The organism is Couchioplanes caeruleus (genome assembly GCF_023499255.1).
Taxonomy (GTDB): domain Bacteria; phylum Actinomycetota; class Actinomycetes; order Mycobacteriales; family Micromonosporaceae; genus Actinoplanes; species Actinoplanes caeruleus_A.
The window spans coordinates 1,861,392-1,876,598 of record NZ_CP092183.1 but is presented as its reverse complement, the minus strand read 5'-3'; the positions used below and the strand labels follow the sequence as shown (position 1 = coordinate 1,876,598).

Sequence of the window (15,207 nt, the reverse complement as noted above, 5' to 3'; positions counted from 1 at the left end):
CCGCCGGCGTCACCGCCTCTGCGGGGCGTAGCGCTGGGCGTACGCGGTCGGGGACTCGCCGACCATGGCGGTGAAGTCGCGGACCAGGTGCGGCTGGTCGGCGTACCCGAGGTCCGCCGCCACCGCCGCCCAGTCGACGGCTCCGGCGGCGAGGCGCTCGCTCACCTCGTGCAGACGGTAACGGCGGATGACCCACTTGGGGCCGAGGCCCACGTACTCCCGGAACAGCCGTTGGAGCCGGCGCAGGCCCATGCCGTGTTCGCGGGCGAGCTGATCGGCGCGGGTGAGATGCGGGTCGCGCCGTACGTGCTCGACGATGGCGGCCACCGTACCGGCGAGCGGATCCGGCCGTAGCCGCGCCCGCAGGAACTCCTCGATCTCATCCTCCCGCGGCGCGGCCCCGAAGATCTCGGCGGCCGGCACCGACCGCCCCACCAGCATCGCGGCGGAGGCATCCGCAGCATCCGCGAAGGGACGGAAACACCCGGGACGGAACGCCACGCCGAACACCCGCCCGCGCCCCTCCAGCACCCGCACGACATGCCGCCGCGCCGGGCCGGTGACCAGCGCCTCCCCGTCCCGGAACGTCACGTGCACGCACGGATAGGGCACAACCTTCTGACGGTACGGGGGCTGCCCTCGAAGATCCCACTCCACGCCCCAGTAGTGGTCCACGAGCCCGGCCAGATCGGGCGGCGGGTCGGCGTACCGGATGCTCTGGAACGAAGCCCAGGCACCGCGCAACTCCCGCGCGTCCCTCGGCACGGCTACCCTCCCGACGTCGCGTTTGTTCAAGACCGCCGTCCGCCGCTCACCGTATCGTCGGCGGCCATGCGGGAACACGACCTTCTGAAGCCGGCCCTCGGGCCGACCCTGGCGGTGCTCCAGGCCATCGGCCCCGACCAGCTCGACCTGCCGACGCCGTGCGCGGAGCTGACCGTACGGGAGCTGCTCGAGCACATGGCCGAATGGGCTCCCCTCCTCGCGGCCGCGACCGCAGCTGTTGCGCCGGCGACGCCCGTGGATTCACGCGTAGCCGTTGCCACGCAGCCGGCGGCCGCTTCCCCGCAGCCCGCGGAGCCTGCCGCTCAGCTCGCGGAGCCTGCCGCGCAGCATGCGCAGCCTGCCCCGCAGTTCGCGGAGCTTGCCTCGCAGCATGCCGCGCGGCTCGCGAACGCCCTCGTGCGGCTCGCCGAGGCCTGGTCGGATCCGTCGGCGTGGGAGGGCACGACGACGATGGGCGGCGGCGACCCGCTTCCCGCGGCGATGGTCGGCGGGATGGCGCTGGGTGAGATCGTGCTGCACGGCTGGGACCTCGCCCGGGCCACCGGCCAGTCCCCCGTCTGGGACGCCGAGGTGGTGACGTTCCTGCACCGCGAAGTGGAGCGGACGGCCGAGCTGGGGCGGCAGGTCAAGGCGTACGGTCCGGAGGTGCCGGTGCCGGAAACGGCGCCGCCGCTGGACCGGGCGCTGGGGTTGTCGGGCCGCGACCCGAACTGGACACTCCCGGCTCGCTGACCGAAGTCGGGTCGACGTACAAACGCGGCTGGTGCTTTCGCACCAGCCGCGCCGGTCGGGAACTTACTTCTTCTTGGTCGATTCCTTGACGGTCGTTGCCGGGTGCGACTTGCCGTGCTTCTCAGTCACGTAGCGGCCCGTCTTCGCGCTGCGGTAGGTGCCGCCGCCGCCCTTCTTCGCCATACCAGTTCACCTCCTCCCAACTCGATCAACTTGCAAGATCGAGCCGGAGCAAGCGAGGATCCTCTGGCACAACAGAAGAGCGGGCTCGTCCCGGCTCTCACGGGTCCCGAACCTTGCAGGGTTCGGGACCCGTTGCCTTTGTCAGCTGCAGCCGGATGTCGAGCCGCAGCCCTCGCAGACATAGCAGCTGCCCGCGGGCCGCATCTTCGTGCCGCAGGTGAAGCACAGCGGTGCGTCCGCCGACGTGCCGAGCACCTTCTCGAGCAGCTCCGTCGAGGAGTGCGGGGACTTCTCGGGCTCCGCCGGGGTTTCCACCGCGGAGGCCACCGGCGCCGGGGCCGAGGTGGCCGTCGCCGCGCCGACCGGGGCGGAGACGGGGGCCGAGGCCGCCATGCCCGCCAGGTCCACGCCGGCCGCTTCCGCCGCCTCGGCCGCGACCTGGGCGGCGCGCTCCTTGGCGGTGAAGATGCCGAGCTCGGCGCGGGTGTCGTACGGCAGGAAGTCCAGCGCGAGGCGGCGGAAGATGTAGTCCATCACCGACGCGGCCATGCGGACGTCCGGGTCGTCGGTCATGCCGGCCGGCTCGAAGCGCATGTTGGTGAACTTGCTGACGTACGTCTCGAGCGGGACGCCGTACTGGAGTCCTATCGAGATCGCCACGGAGAAGGCGTCCATGACGCCGGCCAGGGTGGAGCCCTGCTTCGACATCTTGAGGAAGACCTCGCCGAGGCCGTCGTCCGGGTAGGAGGACGCCGTCAGGTAGCCCTCGGCGCCGCCGACCGAGAACGACACCGTCTCCGACGGGCGCTTCTTCGGCAGCCGCTTGCGGACCGGGCGGTACTCGACGACCTTCTCCACGACCTTCTCGACCTGGGCCTCGGCCGGGGTCTCGGTCTCCGCCACCGCCTTGTTCGGCTTTGCCACGGAGAGCGGCTGGCCGACCTTGCAGTTGTCGCGGTAGATCGCGAGCGCCTTGAGACCCAGCTTCCAGCCCTGGAAGTGGATGTGCTCGATGTCCTCGACGGTCGCCGACTCCGGCATGTTGACCGTCTTGGAGATCGCGCCGGAGATGAACGGCTGCACCGCGGCCATCATCCGGACGTGACCCATCGGGGCGATGGTGCGCTCGCCCATGGCGCAGTCGAACACCGGGTAGTGCTCCGGCTTGAGGCCGGGGGCGTCGACGACGTTGCCGTGGTCGGAGATGTGCTCGATGATCGCCTCGACCTGCTCCTCGGGGTAGCCGAGGCTGCGCAGCGCGCGCGGCACGGTCTGGTTGACGATCTGCATCGAGCCGCCGCCGACGAGCTTCTTGAACTTGACCAGGGCCAGGTCGGGCTCGATGCCGGTGGTGTCGCAGTCCATCATCAGGCCGATGGTGCCGGTCGGCGCGAGCACGGAGGCCTGGGCGTTGCGCCAGCCGTTCTTCTCGCCGATCTTGATGCCGTCCTGCCACTGCTTGGTGGCTTCCTTCACCAGCGCGGTGGCCACCGGGCTGGTGGGGCGGATCTCGTCGTTCGCGGCGGCGTGCTTGCGCATGACGCGCTTGTGCGCCTCGGCGTTGCGGGCGTAGCCGTCGTACGGGCCGACGACCCCGGCCATCTCCGCGGAGCGGCGGTACGCCGTGCCCGTCATGAGCGAGGTGATGCCGGCGGCGACGCTGCGGCCACCCTCCGAGTCGTACGGCAGGCCGGACGCCATCAGCAGCGCGCCCAGGTTCGCGTACCCGATGCCGAGCTGGCGGTAGGCCCGCGTGGTCTCGCCGATCCGCGGGGTCGGGAAGTCGGCGAACGCGATCGAGATCTCCATGGCGGTGATGACGAACTCGACGCTCTTGACGAACTTCTGGACCTCGAAGCCGCCCTCGGGGGTGAGGAACTTCATCAGGTTCAGCGAGGCCAGGTTGCAGGACGAGTCGTCCAGCGACATGTACTCCGAGCACGGGTTCGACGCGGTGATCCGGCCGGTCTCGGGGTTGGTGTGCCAGTCGTTGATGGTGTCGTCGTACTGCATGCCCGGGTCGGCGCACTCCCACGCGGCCTGGGCGATGTCGCGGAACAGCTTCTTGGCGTCGATGGTCTCGATGACCTCGCCGTGCAGCCGGCCACGCAGGTCGAAGGAGGTGCCCTCCTCGACCGCCCGCATGAACTCGTCGCTGACGCGCACCGAGTTGTTGGCGTTCTGGTACTGCACGCTGACGATGTCGGAGCCGCCGAGGTCCATGTCGAAGCCGGCGTCCCGCAGCGCGCGGATCTTGTCCTCCTCGCGCGCCTTGGTGGTGACGAACTCCTCGATGTCGGGGTGGTCGACGTCGAGAATCACCATCTTGGCCGCGCGCCGGGTGGCGCCACCGGACTTGATGGTGCCCGCGCTGGCGTCTGCGCCCCGCATGAAGCTGACCGGGCCGCTGGCGGTGCCGCCGGAGGACAGCAGCTCCTTGGAGGAGCGGATCCGGGACAGGTTCACGCCGGAGCCGGAGCCGCCCTTGAAGATCAGCCCCTCTTCCTTGTACCAGTCCAGGATCGAGTCCATGGAGTCGTCCACGGACAGGATGAAGCAGGCGCTGACCTGCTGCGGCGACTTGGTGCCGACGTTGAACCAGACCGGCGAGTTGAAGCTGAACACCTGGTGCAGCAGCATCCAGGTCAGCTCGTGCTCGAACAGCTCGGCGTCGGCCGGGGTCGCGAAGTACCGGTGGTCCTCGCCCGCCTTGCGGTAGGTCTTCACCACGCGGTCGATGAGCTGCTTGAGCGACCACTCCCGCTCCGGCGTGCCGACCGCACCCCGGAAGTACTTGGTGGTGACGATGTTCGCGGCGTTGACGCTCCAGAACCCCGGGAACTCGACGCCCCGCTGCTCGAAGTTGACGGAACCGTCCCGCCAGTTCGTCATGACGACGTCGCGGCGCTCCCACTCCACCTCGTCGTAGGGGTGGACACCCTCGGTCGTCCACACCCGCTCGACGCGCAGCCCCCCGACCGCGGCGCCCCCGTTGCCAGCGCGACTGCGCTGCCTACCTGCTGTCATGCCGTCACCGGCCATTTAGTGCTCCCCCTCGAACGATCGCGGCTTCCCCACCGCGATCCGTTTTCCGACATCGGTCGCGGTCCGTGGGACCGCGCCTGCTTCCAAGCCTTCTTCGGTACGCGCACCCGGCGCGCGGGTCCTGCTCCGCGCTTCCGGTACGCCGTCAGGTGCCGCGCCGCTCACGCCACGCCCACCCGGTACGTCCGCTCGGCCGCTTCCAGGGCGACCGGTCGGCCGCTTCTAGGGCGACCGGTCGCCGATCTTGGGCATCCGGGCGTCCGGCGCATCCGGGCCCGCCGGGCGCCGCCCGCCCGGCCTGGTGGGCACGACGTGCCGCGCGCCCGCCGTCTCCCTGGTGCTCGCCGCCTCCCGCAGCTCGGAGATCTCGCGCTCGAACTCGTCCAGCGAGTCGAACGACTTATAGACGCTCGCGAATCTGAGGTAGGCGACCTGGTCCAGCTCGCGCAGCGGAGTGAGGATAGCCAGACCGACGTCGTGGCTCGGCACCTCGGCCGCCCCCTTCGCTCGGACCGTCTCCTCCACGCGCTGAGCGAGCAGGGCGATCGAGTCCTCGTCGACGGGCCGGCCCTGGCAGGCCTTGCGCACCCCGCTCATGATCTTCGTCCGGCTGAAGGGCTCGGTGACGCCGCTGCGCTTGACCACAGCGAGCACCGCCTCCTCGACGGTGGTGAACCGCTTGCCGCACTCGGGGCACGAGCGACGGCGACGGATCAGCTGACCGTCGTCGGCCTCACGCGAGTCGACCACGCGGGAATCCGCGTGCCGGCAGTACGGGCACCGCACCGCAGTCCTCCTGTCACCGGGCTGTCGCCCCCTCATGGTGCACCCGGCATTCCCATCTCCGGGCACGCCGAACGCAGCCCCGCGGTGATCAATTTCCGCCTCGGAGCTGTGGACGAACATGTGGATGACGGGGGGACCAGACCCCAACCTGTGGACGACTTACACCCTTGTAACTACTAGATGTTGGGGTCGACGTTAGGCCCCTGCGGACACCGACGCAAGTTCACCGGCGCGTCGGCGCGCCGTATTTTCTACCTCAACACGACCGGTGCCGCGCCGGTCACGGCCAGCACGGAAACCTTGATCAACAGATCCCCGCCCGCTCCGCTGCGACACGGCGAGGCGGTCTGGAACGTGGATGGGTCGAGGGGGCGGCGAGGTTCGAAAGGACGAGCGCGGCGCACCGCAGACCGAGCAGAGCGCCGCGCGGCGCGGGCCGAGCAGAGCGCGGCGCAGGCCGAGCAGAGCGCGGCGCAGGCCGAGCAGAGCGCGGCGCAGGCCGAGCAGAGCGCGGCGCAGGCCGAGCAGAGCGCGGCGCAGGCCGAGCAGAGCGCGGCGCAGGCCGAGCAGAGCGCGGCGCAGGCCGAGCAGAGCGCGGCGCAGGCCGAGCAGAGCGCGGCGCAGGCCGAGCAGAGCGCGGCGCAGGCCCAGCAGAGCGCGGCGCGGCGCGGGCCGAGCAGAGCGCGGCGCAGGCCCACCAGAGCGCGGCGCAGGCCGAGCAGAGCGCGACGCGGCGCGGGCCGAACAGAGCGCGGCGCAGGCCGAACAGAGCGCGGCGCAGGCCGAACAGAGCGCGGCGCAGGCCGAGCAGAGCGCGACGCGGCGCGGGCCGCGCGGGCCGTAGCGTCGGGCGCGGAGTTTGGGCACCGGGCCGATCCGGCGCAGCGCAGTCGCGCACGGGGCCGAGTGCGGCGCGTCCGGTGCGAGAACAAGGCACATCGAGGGACGGGGCGGAAGCAAGGCGCGGGCTCCCGAGGGCCGGTGCGGAACGACGGGCCGGTGCGGCGCGGCAAGCCGGCGCGACGAACCAGTGCGGCACGGCAGGCGGTGCCGCCCGGCAGGCCGGTGCGGCGCTGCGCGGCGGACCGGCGCTGCGCGGCGGACCGGTGCGGCGCGGCGGACCGGTGCGGCGCAGTTCGGGCGCGGCGCAGTTCGGGCGCAGCGGCACAGCGCCCTGCATCAAGGACGTGAAGCGGAGCCAAGTCGACCCTCAGACCTCGCCGACCTCTCAGCGCCCGCGCGGGACGACCAAGGTTTCGCCCGCGTAGACGTACCAGTCGTCGATGTCGTTGAGTTGACGGATGTCGTCGATCACACCGAGCGGCGCGCGGTCCGGCGCGACCCGCTCCGCGATCGACCACAGGGAGTCGTTCGGCTGCACCACGACCGTGGGCGCCGGGCCTTGCACCGGCTCGTCGGCGCGGGAGGCAGTGGTCCACAACACTGCGCTGGCGAGCGACGCCATCAGCACGAAGAAGCTCAGGACCACGATCCGGCCTCGCCGCGTCAACCGGAGTGGCGCCGGTTGCCCCGTACGGGCACCTGTGGTTACCACGGCGTATTCCTTTCCTCGCATGCGTCGCTCGGACAAGCGTTCGATCGAACGCCCGTACGACGGTGTATCAGAACAGGCGTACGGAAGTCGAGCACTTCCGGGCGACACGCCGAGAGAAAGTCGTACAGATGTTTGAATATGTCGTACCGCGCCGATACGGTCCTACATCAAGAGGGGTCAGCCGGGCGCGAGTCCATCCCCACGACTTCCGTCCGGCTCCGCGAGCAGACCACGTGCCGTCGAGGCCGTGGCCGACAAGGAGGGCGGACGTGTCGAGCGACGACCGGACGATCCGGCAAGACCAGAAGGACTCCAAGCTTGAGGCCGCGGGCGCCAGGGCGGCCCTGCGCCGTCGTTCCCCGGCCCGCTCCCGCGCCGCGGACGCGCCGCAGCTGCGGTCGGTCACCCCGGTGGTCAGCCAGTTCCCGGATCTGGTCACTGCCGATCTGACGGCCCGGCAACGCCGGATCCTCGAGTTCATCAAGGACTGGGTGGAGCGGTACGGCTATCCCCCGAGCGTCCGCGAGATCGGCGAGGCGGTCGGGCTGGTCTCCCCGTCGAGCGTCGCGTACCAGCTGAAGGAGCTCGAGAAGAAGGGCTTCCTGCGCCGCGACCCCAACCGCCCGCGCGCCGTGGACGTGCGCTCGCCGAGCGACATGGTCGACGACGAGACGCTGCGGTCGGCGCGCCCGACCCCGGCGTACGTTCCGCTCGTGGGCCGCATCGCGGCCGGTGGGCCGATCCTGGCCGAGCAGGCGGTGGAGGAGTTCTTCCCGCTGCCGCGCGAGCTCGTCGGCGAGGGCGAGGTCTTCATGCTCGAGGTCAAGGGCGACTCGATGATCGACGCGGCGATCTGCAACGGCGACTGGGTGGTGGTCCGCCAGCAGCCGACGGCGAACGTCGGTGACATCGTCGCCGCGATGATCGACGGCGAGGCCACGGTGAAGAGCTACCGGCAACGCGACGGGCACGTGTGGCTGATGCCGGCGAACCCGGCGTTCGACCCGATCCCCGGCGACGACGCGACCATCATGGGCCGGGTCGTGGCGGTGCTGCGCCGCGTCTGACGGGCGCGTCGGGCAAGAACGACCGCCCCGCGAGGGGTGCAACGACACGGCGACGGCCGGCCCACCGGGTGGTGGACCGGCCGTCGCGTCGTCCGTGGCCTTGCTGCGGGCGCGGCCGCAGCATCAGGACTGCGGTTCGCCGGTGTCAGCGGCCCTGCGAGTAACGGCCGTCGCGGCCGTACGGCGTGCCGGTGTTCATCGCGCCGTTCGGGCGGGACGGGGCGTTGCCCTGCGTGCCGAAGAAGCCGGCGGGGCGGGGCGAGCCCGTGCTCTGCTGACGGCCGCCGCCCGGTGGGGGCGGGGGCGGGGCGCCGTAGACACCTCCGCCGGGCCGGCCTGAACCGCCGCCGCCCGCGGGCCGGGGCTGACCGCCCTGACCCGGCCGCACCGGCGCACCGCCGGCGGGGCGAGCCGGCTGACCACCAGCAGGCCGGGCCGGCTGACCACCAGCAGGCCGGGCCGGCTGACCACCAGCAGGCCGGGCCGGCTGACCACCAGCAGGCCGGGCCGGCTGACCACCAGCAGGCCGAGCCGGCTGACCACCAGCAGGCCGAGCCGGCTGACCACCAGCAGGCCGAGCCGGCTGACCACCAGCAGGCCGAGCCGGCTGACCACCAGCAGGCCGAGCCGGCTGACCACCAGCAGGCCGAGCCGGCTGACCACCAGCAGGCCGAGCCGGCTGACCACCAGCAGGCCGAGCCGGCTGACCACCGCCGGGTCGGCCCGGCTGAGCGCCACCCGGACGACCCGGCTGGGCAGCACCCGGACGACCGGGCTGAACGGCACCCGGCCGGCCGGCCGGCGCGGCACCGGGCCGGCCTGCAGGCGCGGCGCCCGGGGGCGTCACACCGGGGCGGCCGGGAGGCGCGGCGGGCGGGCGGGCGCCGCCTGCTCCGTACACGCCGCCCTTCTGCGGGGGTTTGGCTCCGTACACGGGGCCGGATGCCGCTCCCGAGGTTCGCGGCGGGCCGCCGACGGCGAGGAGTTCGGTCGCGGCGTCGCTGGGCTTGGGGCCGGTCGGTTCGTCGTCGATGTCGTCCGGTTCCGGGCGGGGCTTCTTGCGGGAGCGGACGATGCCGAAGATGCCCGCGCCGACGAGCAGGGCGCCGAGGACGCCGACGGCTCCTACCAGGTACGTGATGTCGGAGAGGCTGAGCTGCGAGAACCAGCTGGGGCCCTTGTCCTTCGCGGCGTCCCCGGCGGCACCCGCGTCGGCCGTGAAGACCTGCGTGGCCGGGGTGTAGCGGAGGATGTAGTTGGTCGCGTCCTCCTCCTCGATGTCGCCGAAGTCGGACACCGTGGCGAAGGTCTTGCCGTCCGGGCTGTAGGTGATGGCCTCGCCGAACGGCTCGTTGGGCAGGCCGGTCTGGCGCGGCTTGTTCTTCAGCGCGGCGAGCACGTCACCGTTGGTGACATCCCATTCGAAGGCGTCGAGGTACGTCCGCAGCACGACCTTCTTGCCGTCCGGCGACATCGCGGCGCCCGTGACGACGCCCTGCGCGAGCCGGGCGAAGGCGGTGCCGGGGGTGGACGTCCGCGGCAGCTCGACCTGGCCGACCTTCTTCAGCGGGACGCCCTCGGTGTTGTTCGACTTGAGGGCGGCCGCCGGCGCGTAGATCTGTGCCGGGCCGACGAGCTCCTTGGTGATGATCAGCGGCTCGCCCTTGCCGTCGAGGAGCAGCGCCTCGGCGTCGTGGTAGTCGCCGTCCGGGTACGCCAGGCGGTGGATCTTCGGTTCCTTGGATCCGTCGGCCGGCATGGTCCAGACGCTGATGGTGTCGCGGTGGGTGGCGGGCTTCGCGCGTACGCCGTTGTCGCCGGTGTCCGCGATCCACAGCGTCTTGCCGCCCGGCGCCAGGATCATGTCCTCGGTGTCCGCCGGCCCTCGGCCGCTGAAGGGGATCCGCTGGGTGATGTCGCACTGCCCGTTGAGGAAGAACACCTTCTCGCGGGCCGAGCTGTCCGTGCCGTCGTTGATGACGACGTAGCCGTCGTCGGTCGCCACGATGCCGGAAAGCTCGTTGAGGAGCGGATCGGTGACCTTGCACACCTTCTTGCCGGCCGCAGCCTTCGCCTGGGTGGCCGCGGGGGCCGGTTCGGCGGAGGCGGGCACGGCCCCCAACATCACAAGCCCGGAGGCGAGGATGACCGGGAACACGAGACGCCGCATCCGATCAGTGTCGCATGCGGTGTCGCGCGCCGGTGTTACGCGTGGATCAAGCCTGGTGGGACGGGCCGCGCCGCCCGGAACAGCAGCCGCCGGCGCCCCCTCCGGAAGCGCCGCGCCTCCGGTCCTCGCCGGCCGCGGTGCGGCCGCCGGTAACCCAGGGAGATACGCAGAAGGCGCGCCGCTCCCCCGTCCACACGGGAGAGCGGCGCGCCCTTGATGTGCTGTTATGCCCGGTAAGGCGCCAGCTCGGCGGCGAGCTGCTCGTCCACCCGTACGCGGAGCTCGGAGCCCTCGTCGGTGTGCCGGGTGTCCAGGACCTGTCCACGCCGGTGGATGCGGGCCACGAGGTCGCCCCGGTCGTACGGGAGGATCACCCGCAGGTCCACCGCCGGCCGTGGCAGCCGCTGCGCGATGGCCGCGTGCAGCTCGGCGATGCCCAGCCCGGAGCGGGCCGAGACGAAGATCGCGTCGGGCCACGTGCGCTTGAGCCGCAGCATCGTCTCCTCGTCCGCGGCGTCGACCTTGTTGACCACGAGGAGCTCCGGGATCCGGTCGGCGCCGACCTCACCCAGCACCTCCCGTACGGCCGTGACCTGACCCTCGGGGTCGGGGTGGGCGCCGTCGACGACGTGCACGACGAGGTCCGCGTACGACACCTCCTCCAGCGTCGAGCGGAACGCCTCGACGATCTGGTGGGGCAGGTGCCGGACGAAGCCGACCGTGTCGGAGAGCGTGAACACGCGCCCGTCCTCGGCGGCCGTGCGCCGGGTCGTCGGGTCGAGGGTGGCGAACAGGGCGTCCTCCACCAGCACGCCCGCCGACGTCAGCCGGTTGAGCAGGCTCGACTTGCCGGCGTTGGTGTAACCGGCGATCGCCACGGCCGGGACGCCGCTGGTCGAACGGCGGGACCGCTTCGTCTGGCGTACGGTCCGCATCGCCTTGATCTCCCGCCGCAGCTTCGCGATGCGGTGGTTGATCCGGCGCCGGTCGGTTTCCAGCTTCGTCTCACCGGGACCACGGGTGCCCACGCCACCGCCGCCCGAACCGCCACCGGCTCCACCGCCCTGCCGGGAGAGCGACTCACCCCAGCCTCGCAGCCGGGGCAGCAGGTACTGCAGCTGGGCCAGCTCGACCTGCGCCTTACCTTCCTTGCTCTTCGCGTGCTGGGCGAAGATGTCGAGGATCAGCGCCGTACGGTCGACGACCTTGACCTTGGTCTTCTGCTCGAGATTGCGCAGCTGGGACGGCGACAACTCGCCGTCGCAGATGACGGTGTCGGCGCCCGTGGAGATGACCACGTCGCGCAGTTCGTCGACCTTGCCGCGGCCGATGAAGGTGGCCGAGTCCGGGCGGGAACGTCGTTGGATGAGGCCTTCGAGCACCTGGGAGCCGGCCGTCTCGGCCAGCGCCGCCAGCTCGGTCAGCGAGTTCTCGGCGTCGGAGACGCTGCCCTCGGTCCAGACGCCGACCAGGACTACTCGCTCGAGCCGCAGCTGCCTGTACTCGACCTCGGTGATGTCCGTGAGCTCGGTGGAGAGGCCGGCGACGCGCCGTAGCGAGTGCCGTTCCTCGAGTTCCAGCTCACCGGTGGTGACGTCGGGTTCGAAAAGCTCAGTTCGCAAAAGGTGACCTCCTCAGCCCGATCGTGGCACGCCATCGCGGGCGGCGCATCCACATAACCGGGCTGGGCGTTGTCGCAGGAGTGTCTGACTCTTCAGTAACCACCGCGATGGCCCCCGATATTCCGGAAGCGCAACAATGCGGATACTCACCCGCCAACGACGGAGGGACTCCCGTGGTGACCACCCGCCTGCCCAGCGCAGGATTCTCGATCACGATCCGGATCGCCGTGACCGCCGACGCCTCGTCCATCGGCCGGCTCACCACCTGTGTGGGTGAGGCGGGCGCGATCGTGACGGCCCTCGACGTGGTGGACTCCGACCCCGGCCGGGTCCTCGTCGACCTCACCTGCGACACCGCCGACTCCACCCACGCCGACCAGGTCGTCAAGAACCTGGAGGAACAGGACGGCGTGGACGTGCGGAAGGTGTCCGACCGTACGTTCCTGCTGCACCTCGGCGGCAAGATCGAGGTGTCGTCCAAGGTCGCGCTGCGCAACCGTGACGAGCTGTCGCGGGCGTACACGCCGGGCGTGGCGCGGGTCTGCATGGCCATCGCGGAGAACCCCGCCGACGCGCGCCGGCTGACCATCAAGCGCAACACGGTCGCGGTGGTCAGCGACGGCTCCGCGGTCCTCGGGCTGGGCAACATCGGCCCGGCCGCGGCGATGCCGGTGATGGAGGGCAAGGCGGCGCTCTTCAAGCGGTTCGGTGGCGTGGACGCCTGGCCGGTGGTGCTCGACACCCAGGACACCGACGAGATCGTCAGCATCGTGAAGGCGATCGCGCCGGCGTACGGGGGGATCAACCTCGAGGACATCGCGGCGCCGCGGTGCTTCGAGATCGAGATGCGGCTGCGCGAGCTGCTGGACATCCCGGTCTTCCACGACGACCAGCACGGCACCGCGATCTGCGTGCTGGCCGCGCTGACGAACGCGCTGCGGGTGGTCGGCAAGAACCTGGCGGACGTCAAGGTCGTCGTGTCGGGCGCGGGTGCCGCGGGTACGGCGATCATGAAGCTGCTGCTGCGTCAGGGCGTGGGCGACATCATCGCGTACGACCGCAGGGGCGCGCTGCACCGCGGCATGGACGACCTGAACCCGACGTGGGAATGGCTGGTGGAGAACACCAACCGGGACAACTACTCGGGTGACCTCCCGGGCGCGATCGTCGGGGCGGACGTCTTCATCGGGGTCAGCGCCCCGAACCTGCTGACCGGCGACGACATCGCCCAGATGGCCGACAAGTCGATCGTCTTCGCGCTGGCGAACCCGGACCCGGAGGTGGACCCGCGGGAGGCCCGCAAGCACGCCGCCGTCGTGGCAACCGGCCGCTCCGACCAGCCCAACCAGATCAACAACGTGCTGGCGTTCCCGGGCGTCTTCCGCGGCATGCTCGACGTGGCCGCCGAGGAGTTCACCGAGGAGATGGCGCTCGCCGCGGCGATGGCCATCGCGAACGTGGTCGGCGAGGAGAAGATCAACCCGACGGTGATCATCCCCAGCGTGTTCGACGCGCGCGTGACCCCGGCCGTGGCCGCGGCCATCCGCGCGACCGTCAAGGGCAGCCCGCCCCCGCAGAACCAGGCGGCGGTGCCTCAGGCCGAGCTGGACCAGGCCCCGGCGGAGACCTTCTGACGTCCGGCGGCCCAGCCCGTGAGCTCCCCGGTGTGGTCGGTGATGAGCCCGGCCACACCGGCCTGGACCAGGTCCGGCCAGAGCGCGATGTCGTTGGCCGTCCAGGGCATGACAGCCACCCCGGCGTCCGCCAGCGCGGCGACTGTCTCCGGTGAGCCGAGCACCGCGTTCATGGACGGGTTGCAGTAGGAGACACCCAGCTCACCGGCCACCTCGACCTGGGAGGTGTCGAAGCCGTCGCGCAGCAGGCCCCGGCGCACGTCCGGGGCGGCCTCACCGGCGAGACGCACGATCGCCGGGTCGAAGCTCTGCACGACCGTACGGGCGAGCAGCCCCGCGTCGGCGACCTGGCCGAGGATGACCTTTACCTGTTCGAGCGTGGCGGGCGGCTTGATCTCCAGCAGCAGCTCGACCCGCGGCGCCACCGACGGCGTGACGCCGGCCTGCTCCGCCTCGTCGGCGAGGACGGCGTGCGGGCGCAGCAGCTCCAGCACCTCGCTCAGCCGGGGCACGCCGATCCCCGCGTACGCCGGGGAGAACCAGGAGCCCGCGTCCAGCCGCGCGATCTCGTCGAGGGTGAGCTCCCAGACCTTGCCGGAGCCGTCCGTCGTCCGGTCGACCGTGCGGTCGTGGATGACCACGGGTACGCCGTCGGCGGTCGTACGGACGTCGAACTCGATGAACGTGGCGCCGGCGAGGACGCCCGCGGCGAAGGCGGGCAGGGTGTTCTCGGGCGCGACGGCGGAATATCCGCGGTGCGCCACGCGGTGCAGCGCCGCCATCAGCCGAGCGCCCTCACGTCGACCTCGCCGGTGGCGACGAGCACCGCCGGCCCGGCCAGCCACCAGCGGCCCTCGCCGTCGGCGGTGACGGTGAGCCGCCCGCCCGGGAGGTCCACCGCGACCACTCCCGTGGCCAGGCCGGCGTCGCGCAGCGCCACGGCCCCGACCGCCAGGGCCCCGGAGCCGCAGGACAGCGTCTCGGCCGAGCCGCGCTCGTAGACCCGCATGTGCACGTGCAGGTCGGTGCCGTCGACGGGCTCGCCCGGGGTGGTGAACTCGACGTTGACGCCCTCGGGGAACAGGGCCGGGTCGTAGCCCGGCGCCACGTGCAGGTCCAGCGCCGCCAGCTCCACCCCGTCGTGCAGCGCGCTGACCAGGTGCGGGTTGCCGCAGTTCACGGCCATGCCCGGCATGGTCAGCGGGCCGACGGTCGCGGTGCCGGCGGCGTACACCTCGGGGGTCCTCATGTGGACGGAGATGAGCGGGCCCTCGATCAGCGCGCGCACGACGCCGGCGCGGGTGGCGACCGGGAGGCCCTCCGGGCCGGCCGTCGCGAGACCCTCGCTGAGCAGGTAGCGGGTGAAGACCCGGACCCCGTTGCCGCACATCTCGGCCGCGGACCCGTCGGAGTTCCAGTAGTCCATGAACCACTCGGCTTCGGCCGCGTGGCCCGCGCCGTCCGGGTGCTTGGCGGCGCGCACGACCCGCAGGACGCCGTCCGCGCCGATGCCGCGGTGGCGGTCGCACAGCGCCGCGACGAGCGACGGTGTCAGATCGAGCGCCCCGTCCGGGTCGGGAAGGATGACGAAGTCGTTGCCGGTGCCGTGGCCCTTGGTGAACAACAC

11 protein-coding genes are annotated in these 15,207 nt (G+C 71.6%); 3 read left to right on the top strand and 8 right to left on the bottom strand.

All coding sequences use genetic code 11. From position 1 onward, the window contains the following. Positions 1 to 9 precede the first annotated feature (9 nt). Positions 10 to 765, bottom strand: coding sequence for a helix-turn-helix domain-containing protein (locus COUCH_RS08845; protein WP_249611581.1), 756 nt, complete (start codon positions 763 to 765; stop codon positions 10 to 12). Between the two features lie 66 nt (positions 766 to 831). On the opposite strand from COUCH_RS08845, the gene COUCH_RS08840 reads away from it, so the two are divergent. Next, positions 832 to 1,518, top strand: coding sequence for a TIGR03086 family metal-binding protein (locus tag COUCH_RS08840; RefSeq protein WP_249611580.1), 687 nt, complete (start codon positions 832 to 834; stop codon positions 1,516 to 1,518). Positions 1,519 to 1,842: 324 nt separating this feature from the next. On the opposite strand, the gene COUCH_RS08835 is transcribed toward COUCH_RS08840, so the two are convergent. The 3 genes from COUCH_RS08835 to COUCH_RS08825 all read right to left on the bottom strand — a co-directional run bounded on the left by COUCH_RS08835 (position 1,843) and on the right by COUCH_RS08825 (position 7,021). After that, positions 1,843 to 4,728, bottom strand: coding sequence for a vitamin B12-dependent ribonucleotide reductase (locus tag COUCH_RS08835; protein WP_430640908.1), 2,886 nt, complete (start codon positions 4,726 to 4,728; stop codon positions 1,843 to 1,845). A 240-nt stretch (positions 4,729 to 4,968) separates the two neighbouring features. Beyond that, complete coding sequence (nrdR, locus tag COUCH_RS08830; protein ID WP_249611578.1) at positions 4,969 to 5,532, bottom strand: transcriptional regulator NrdR; 564 nt, start codon at positions 5,530 to 5,532, stop codon at positions 4,969 to 4,971. A 1,228-nt stretch (positions 5,533 to 6,760) separates the two neighbouring features. Further along, entirely contained in the window at positions 6,761 to 7,021 is a 261-nt protein-coding gene (locus tag COUCH_RS08825) for a LysM peptidoglycan-binding domain-containing protein (protein ID WP_249611577.1), read from the bottom strand. A gap of 335 nt (positions 7,022 to 7,356) precedes the next feature. Between COUCH_RS08825 and lexA the strand changes: the two genes are divergently transcribed. After that, positions 7,357 to 8,154 carry a transcriptional repressor LexA gene (lexA, locus tag COUCH_RS08820; protein WP_430640907.1) on the top strand — a complete coding sequence of 266 codons (798 nt, stop codon included), beginning with the start codon at positions 7,357 to 7,359 and terminating at the stop codon, positions 8,152 to 8,154. A 145-nt stretch (positions 8,155 to 8,299) separates the two neighbouring features. Here lexA and COUCH_RS08815 read toward each other — a convergent pair whose 3' ends face one another. Next, the gene (locus COUCH_RS08815) at positions 8,300 to 10,324 is read right to left on the bottom strand and encodes a hypothetical protein (RefSeq protein WP_249611576.1); all 2,025 of its coding nucleotides are present in this window, start codon (positions 10,322 to 10,324) and stop codon (positions 8,300 to 8,302) included. Between the two features lie 224 nt (positions 10,325 to 10,548). Beyond that, a complete protein-coding gene (gene hflX, locus COUCH_RS08810; RefSeq protein ID WP_249611575.1) occupies positions 10,549 to 11,946 on the bottom strand; it encodes a GTPase HflX in 1,398 nt (465 codons plus the stop codon). A 107-nt stretch (positions 11,947 to 12,053) separates the two neighbouring features. On the opposite strand from hflX, the gene COUCH_RS08805 reads away from it, so the two are divergent. After that, a complete protein-coding gene (locus tag COUCH_RS08805; protein ID WP_430640906.1) occupies positions 12,054 to 13,580 on the top strand; it encodes an NAD-dependent malic enzyme in 1,527 nt (508 codons plus the stop codon). Here the strand turns inward: COUCH_RS08805 and COUCH_RS08800 are convergent. Next, positions 13,541 to 14,362: a glycerophosphodiester phosphodiesterase gene (locus COUCH_RS08800; protein WP_249611573.1), complete on the bottom strand. Its 822-nt coding sequence runs from the start codon at positions 14,360 to 14,362 to the stop codon at positions 13,541 to 13,543. The two genes, COUCH_RS08805 and COUCH_RS08800, sit on opposite strands and share 40 nt — an antisense overlap. Next, a complete protein-coding gene (dapF, locus tag COUCH_RS08795; protein ID WP_249611572.1) occupies positions 14,362 to 15,207 on the bottom strand; it encodes a diaminopimelate epimerase in 846 nt (281 codons plus the stop codon). Before dapF ends, COUCH_RS08800 begins: the two co-directional genes overlap by 1 nt.

Excerpts from the sequence above, each read along its gene's own strand:
- COUCH_RS08815 (WP_249611576.1), bottom strand. The coding sequence starts at position 10,324 with ATGCGGCGTCTCGTGTTCCCGGTCATCCTCGCCTCCGGGCTTGTGATG.
- COUCH_RS08840 (WP_249611580.1), top strand. The coding sequence starts at position 832 with ATGCGGGAACACGACCTTCTGAAGCCGGCCCTCGGGCCGACCCTGGCG.
- COUCH_RS08835 (WP_430640908.1), bottom strand. The coding sequence starts at position 4,728 with ATGACAGCAGGTAGGCAGCGCAGTCGCGCTGGCAACGGGGGCGCCGCG.
- COUCH_RS08805 (WP_430640906.1), top strand. The coding sequence starts at position 12,054 with ATGGCCCCCGATATTCCGGAAGCGCAACAATGCGGATACTCACCCGCC.
- COUCH_RS08800 (WP_249611573.1), bottom strand. The coding sequence starts at position 14,362 with ATGGCGGCGCTGCACCGCGTGGCGCACCGCGGATATTCCGCCGTCGCG.